5 protein-coding genes are annotated in these 6,439 nt (G+C 35.5%); 1 reads left to right on the plus strand and 4 read right to left on the minus strand.

Annotated elements, in window-relative coordinates:
• Nucleotides 1-47 precede the first annotated feature (47 nt).
• The 4 genes from ACH2CJ_RS14635 to ACH2CJ_RS14650 all read right to left on the minus strand — a co-directional run bounded on the left by ACH2CJ_RS14635 (nucleotide 48) and on the right by ACH2CJ_RS14650 (nucleotide 3,720).
• Nucleotides 48-560: a hypothetical protein gene (locus ACH2CJ_RS14635; RefSeq protein WP_394993689.1), complete on the minus strand. Its 513-nt coding sequence runs from the start codon at nucleotides 558-560 to the stop codon at nucleotides 48-50.
• Between the two features lie 177 nt (nucleotides 561-737).
• Nucleotides 738-1,064 (minus strand): hypothetical protein, encoded by a 327-nt coding sequence (locus tag ACH2CJ_RS14640; RefSeq protein ID WP_394993690.1) that lies wholly within the window; start codon nucleotides 1,062-1,064, stop codon nucleotides 738-740.
• On the minus strand, nucleotides 1,057-1,308 hold the full coding sequence (locus ACH2CJ_RS14645) for a hypothetical protein (RefSeq protein WP_394993691.1): 252 nt from the start codon (nucleotides 1,306-1,308) through the stop codon (nucleotides 1,057-1,059). The genes ACH2CJ_RS14640 and ACH2CJ_RS14645 overlap by 8 nt, the downstream gene beginning before the upstream one ends.
• A gap of 138 nt (nucleotides 1,309-1,446) precedes the next feature.
• A complete protein-coding gene (locus tag ACH2CJ_RS14650; protein ID WP_394993692.1) occupies nucleotides 1,447-3,720 on the minus strand; it encodes an aconitate hydratase in 2,274 nt (757 codons plus the stop codon).
• Nucleotides 3,721-4,063: 343 nt separating this feature from the next.
• On the opposite strand from ACH2CJ_RS14650, the gene topA reads away from it, so the two are divergent.
• A partial coding sequence (gene topA / locus ACH2CJ_RS14655; RefSeq protein WP_394993693.1) for a type I DNA topoisomerase occupies nucleotides 4,064-6,439 on the plus strand: 2,376 nt, incomplete at its 3' end.

Raw genomic sequence — 6,439 nt, forward strand, 5'->3', positions numbered from 1 at the left:
GCTTCAAATTTCGATATGATTTCTATATCTAACAAGATGAAGTAAGATTAATACTTTTTATTCAATTTAACTAATTCAGGGTAGAACCTGAGTCGTAACGAATAGTTTAAATTTATAAGTTCTTTCCTTAATAAATCTTTCGACTCAAAATTCAATATTTTACCATCTATGCTGAATTTTTTTACAACTATTTTGTTCACTTTTCCTCGGTCAATTGCTTTTTGCATTATTTCATTCCCTAATGAATCGTAAAAAAATAATATTTTAAAGTTGTAGCCATTATCAACTTCACTTACAAATTCTAAAGAATCAATATTAATTAACTTTTGATAATAATTCCATTTTTGTTTGTAAATAATATAAGGTGTTTCAATATTTTGTTCTTTAGAATTATACTTAAGATATTGAATAAATCCACTATTATCAGGGTTATAAAAAAGAACACTATCCCCATAAATATTTACATAATAAGTCTCAAAACAATAATATTTACCATCTTTGAATTTTACAATTTGTATTTCATTTTTTGCTTTTGCAATAAAATTTTCTTTGTAATCCATGAAAAATTGCTTCGTTATTCTACCTAAAGTATCAAAAAAAGTAGCTCTCACCAACTTCCCATCTTCATAATACTCAATTTTCTTAACTTTTAATGAATCGGAAGCAAGGCTTGGTAGTGCGAGAAAAATGGGAGTAAAAGTAGTAGTTTGTAGAGTTTAGTGGTTTCCATATTTGTTTTATTCAGCTAATTCTTTCAGTAGTTCGTCTAATTCATTTGATAAAAGGTCGTCTTTCACCTTTTTGTCATAAATTGTAAGCAAGATAACTTCTTTATTTTCAGTTATAACATAAGTAACAATTCTTGCTCCTCCACGTTTACCTTTTCCTTTACTTTTAATGGCAAGCCTAATTTTAAAGCATGATTTACCAAGTGGAGTTCCCATCATAGGATTTTCGGCTAATTCTTCTCCAAGTTCAAAAAGTTCTTTTCTTAATGACGCATATTTTTTGAGCAAGGATTTAGCACTTTTTTCAAAACTTTGAGCAGGGATTACACTATACATCTTCTAAAAATTCTTTTAAAGTACGTAGCTTAATTTTTCCTTCTTTATAAAGCTTAACCTCCTCCAAGCCTTCTTTGATGCATGCCACAAGTTCGGCTTTAGTCATTTCTTCTTCAATCTCATTTTCTTTTACCAAAATAGACAATAATTTCGCTTTTTGCTTTTTTGGTAATTGCTTTGCTATATCAGTTATTTGACTAAAAGTTAGCTGAATGTTTGTATTAATATTTGCTACCGCTTTCATCGTATTTTAAGATTGATATTCATTTTATCAAAAATAAGTGTTTTATTCATATCTGACAAATTTCAGATTGAAACCAATAAAAAAAGTACCTCAAAATCTCTTTCAAGGTACTTTTTTCAAAATATTATTATTCAAAACTTACTGTTTCGCAGCCTCGGCCGCAATTAAATTCAAAGCAGAACCTGCTTTGAACCAACCGATTTGACTTGTATTATAAGTATGGTTCAATTTGATTTCGTCTTTAGAGCCATCTGCATGGTTGGCAACTAATGTTAAAGGAACACCTTCGGCAAAAGTAGTTAAACCTAAAATATCAAAAGAATCATTTTCTTGAATTTTGTCATAGTCCGCAGGGTTTGCAAAAGTCAAACCTAACATTCCTTGTTTTTTCAAGTTTGTTTCATGAATACGTGCAAACGAGCGAACAATAATAGCACGAACACCCAAGTGACGAGGCTCCATAGCAGCATGTTCACGAGATGAACCTTCGCCATAGTTTTCGTCACCAACAACGATCGTTCCCACTCCTGCTGCTTTGTAGGCACGTTGTACCGTTGGCACTTCGCCATAAACGCCAGTCAATTGGTTCTTAACAGTATTTGCTTTACCGTTGGCAAAGTTAATGGCTCCTATCAACAAGTTATTTGAGATATTATCTAGGTGTCCACGGAATTTCAACCACGGGCCAGCCATCGAAATATGGTCAGTTGTACATTTACCTTTGGCTTTAATCAATAATTTCAAGCCTTTCAAGTCGGTACCTTCCCAAGCTTTAAATGGCTCAAGTAATTGCAAACGGTCAGATTTTGGACTTACTACTACTTTAACTTTGCTACCATCTTTCTTGGGTTTTTGGTAACCAGCATCTTTAACTTCAAAGCCCATTGGAGGTAATTCAACTCCAAAAGGATTATCCAATTTTACTTGCTCACCTTTTTCGTTGGTCAAGAAATCTTTCACAGGATTGAAAGTCAAATCACCTGCGATTGCAAATGCAGTTACGATTTCGGGCGATGCCACAAAAGCGTGTGTATTTGGATTTCCATCGGCACGTTTGGCAAAATTTCTATTAAATGAAGTCATAATAGAGTTTTTCTCACCTTTTTCGGCTCCATGTCTTGCCCATTGACCTATACAAGGGCCACAAGCATTTGCCAAAACTACTCCACCAATGGCATCAAATTGTGCTAAAATACCATCACGTTCGGCTGTAAAACGTACTAATTCTGAACCTGGAGTAATGGTAAATTCAGACTTTGCTTTGATATTTTTAGCTGCAGCTTGCGAAGCAATCGAAGCGGCACGAGTCATATCTTCGTAAGATGAGTTGGTACACGAACCTATTAAACCCACATCTAATTTTTGTGGCCATTTATTTTTGATAACAGCCTTTGCAAATTTAGACAATGGCCAAGCCAAATCTGGCGTGAATGGCCCATTTACTCTTGGCTCAAGTCTTGACAAATTAATCTCAATTACTTGGTCATAATATAACTCTGGGTTATCTATACACTCTTGGTCGGGGCGTAATAAATCTTTAATACCATTTGCCATAGAAGCTACTTTTGCACGACCAGTTGCTTTCAAGTAAGCAGCCATCTTTTTGTCGTAGCCAAAAATTGAGGTTGTTGCACCAATTTCGGCACCCATATTACAGATTGTACCTTTACCAGTTGCCGATAGACCATCAGCACCTTTACCAATATATTCTACAATTGCACCAGTTCCACCTTTTACAGTCAATTGACCAGCCACTTCCAAGATAACGTCTTTTGCAGAAGCCCATCCTTTAAGTTTACCAGTCAGTTTTACACCAATCAATTTTGGCATTTTCAATTCCCAAGCTAAACCTGCCATTACATCGCAAGCATCAGCTCCACCAACACCAATTGCAACCATACCCAACCCACCAGCATTTGGCGTGTGAGAGTCAGTTCCAATCATCATACCACCTGGAAATGCGTAATTTTCGATAACTACTTGGTGAATGATACCAGCCCCTGCTTTCCAGAAACCAATACCATATTTATTTGATACAGAAGCCAAGAAATCATAAACTTCTTTGTTCTTTTCAGTAGCAATTTTTAAATCGTCAATTGCACCAACTTTTGCTTGAATCAAATGGTCGCAATGAACCGTTGAAGGAACAGCCACTTGCGGACGACCAGCCGACATAAATTGCAACAAAGCCATTTGAGCCGTTGCATCTTGCATCGCTACACGGTCTGGAGCAAAATCAACATAGTTAATACCTCTACTATATGTTTTGGTCGGAGAACCTTCGCACAAATGAGAATAAAGAATTTTTTCTGCCAAAGTAAGTGGTTTACCTACTGCCTTGCGAGCAGCGGCTACTCTTTCTGGCATTCGAGCGTAAACGCTCTTAATCATATCTAAGTCAAAAACTGCCATTTGTTAAAAAAATTTAAGATTTATTGTTACTGAATTCTTTTGTAAGAAATCTCGTATAGTAACAAAACTACGAAACAAAGATTAATTAAAAGAAGGAATTGATGCAAAAATAGAATAGGAATCATGTAAATACAATGTTTCGGAGCGAATATGTTACAAATCAACAAAATATTATCATTTCAAGGTATCAAAAACTCAAAAAACCAAAATTCAACAGATTTTTCAAATAAAAGTATTAAAGTTAAAATTAAGAAAAGATAAATTTTCAGCAATTTTTCACATAAAATAGTTGTTTTATGAATCAAGGCTTATATTTGAGCCATAAAAAACAAAAACCGAATAGATGTCGAAAAATTTAGTTATAGTTGAGTCACCTGCCAAAGCCAAGACCATTGAAGGGTATCTCGGAAAAGATTTCACGGTAAAATCAAGTTTTGGACACGTACGTGATTTGCCTGATAAAGAATTAGGTATTGATGTTAAAAACAAATTTCTACCAAATTATATCGTATCGGCTGATAAAACGAAGGTAATCAGTGAACTAAAAAAACTCGCCAAAGAATCAGATACTGTATGGCTTGCAACTGATGATGACCGTGAAGGAGAGGCTATTTCGTGGCATTTGAAAGAGGCATTGGGACTAAATGATGCTACACCAAGAATTGTTTTTAGAGAAATTACAAAAAAAGCAATTACCGCCGCCATCGAGAATCCACGAACCATTAACATGGATTTGGTGAATGCTCAACAAGCTCGTCGAGTACTTGACCGTTTGGTTGGTTTTGAACTTTCTCCAGTACTTTGGCAAAAAATCAGAACTGGCGAGCGTACAAATCTCTCGGCAGGAAGAGTACAGTCGGTGGCTGTAAGAGTTGTTGTTGATAGAGAACGAGAAATTGATGCCCACAATTCTAAATCTTCATTTAAAGTTCAAGCACAATTTATAGTTGATAAAGGAAAGATACTTAATGCTGAATTAGGCAAAAACTTTGAAAAAGAAACCGATGCACGAGTTTTTTTGGAAAAATGTGTAAATGCTATTTTTACTATCAAAAACCTTGAAGTAAAACCAGCCAAAAAATCTCCAGCTGCACCGTTTACGACTTCCACTTTGCAGCAAGAGGCTTCTCGTAAATTAAGCTTTTCGGTGCTTCAAACCATGACTGTTGCTCAGAAATTGTATGAAGCAGGTAAGATTTCTTACATGAGAACTGACTCAACGAACCTTTCGAGCGAAGCCATTGAAAAGGCAAAAACACAGATTGAAAATGCTTATGGCGAGAAATACGTAAAAACTCGTCAATATAAAACCAAAAATGAGTCGGCACAAGAAGCTCACGAAGCCATTCGTCCAACTGATTTTAGCACAGAAAAAGTTGAAGGCGACCGAAACGAACAAAGGTTGTATGATTTGATTTGGAAACGTTCGATAGCTTCCCAAATGGCAGATGCAGAGTTGGAACGAACCATTGCAACTATTGGAATTTCAACAACCAAAGAAGATTTGGTAGCAACTGGTGAAGTAATAAAATTTGATGGTTTCTTAAAAGTTTATCTCGAATCGAGCGACGACGAAGACGAGGAAAGCAAAGGAATGTTACCACCTTTAAACATCGGGCAAGTTTTAGATTTATCTATTATGAGAGCCACCGAAAGATTTACAAAACCTTCGGCACGCTATACTGAGGCAAGTTTAGTAAAGAAATTGGAAGAATTGGGTATTGGTCGTCCTTCTACTTATGCTCCAACAATTACGACTATCGTAAAACGAAATTATGTTGTAAAAGAAGATAGACCTGGTAAAGAACGAAGTTTTAAAGAATTTACACTTAAAGACAATGAAGTTTCGGAGAAAGTTGGTAAAGAAAATTACGGAACTGAAAAAGCAAAACTTTTTCCAACCAATGTTGGCATGGTTGTAAATGATTTTTTAGTAGAAAACTTTGATGCGGTTATTGACTATAATTTCACGGCAAATGTTGAAAAAAGCTTCGATATTGTGGCTGATGGAAAAGCCCAATGGCAAAATGTTATCGCTGATTTCTATAAAGATTTTCATTCAAAAATTGAATTGGCGGCTGAAGCAAAATCTACTGCTGGTACGCGTGAATTAGGAATTGACCCAAAATCAGGCAAGAAAGTTTCGGTGAAAATTGGCAAGTTTGGCCCTTATGTTCAAATCGGTGAAAAAGACGATGAAGACAAGCCAACTTTTGTGAGTTTACTCAAAGGTCAGTTGATAGATACCATAACTTTGGAAGAAGGTTTGGCTTTATTTGATTTACCAAAACTACCACGAGAAGTTGGTTTTTATGAAGACCAGCCCGTTATTGTTTCGATAGGAAAGTTCGGACCATATATAAAACATAATGATAAATTTTATAACATAGATAAAGCCGAAGACCCTTATCAAATTGACCAAGCACGAGCCATAGAACTAATGACTGCTCAACGCAATAGCGGCGATTTATCTCAACCAAAAGATTTAGGAATTTACGAAGGTTTAGCCGTCAATATTGGCAAAGGTCGCTTTGGCCCATACGTGAAATATGGTGATAAATATTATAATATTGCCAAAGGAACTGACCCAACAACCTTGACAATTGAAGGGGCAATTGAGATAATAAAAGCAAAAAATGCCGCCGAAAGCAATAAAATAATAAGAGAGTACGAAGAAAACAAGACAATTCAGGTATTGAACGGGCAATACGGCCCTTAT

The organism is Emticicia sp. (assembly GCF_043780375.1).
In the GTDB taxonomy this organism is placed as follows: Bacteria; Bacteroidota; Bacteroidia; order Cytophagales; family Spirosomataceae; genus Emticicia.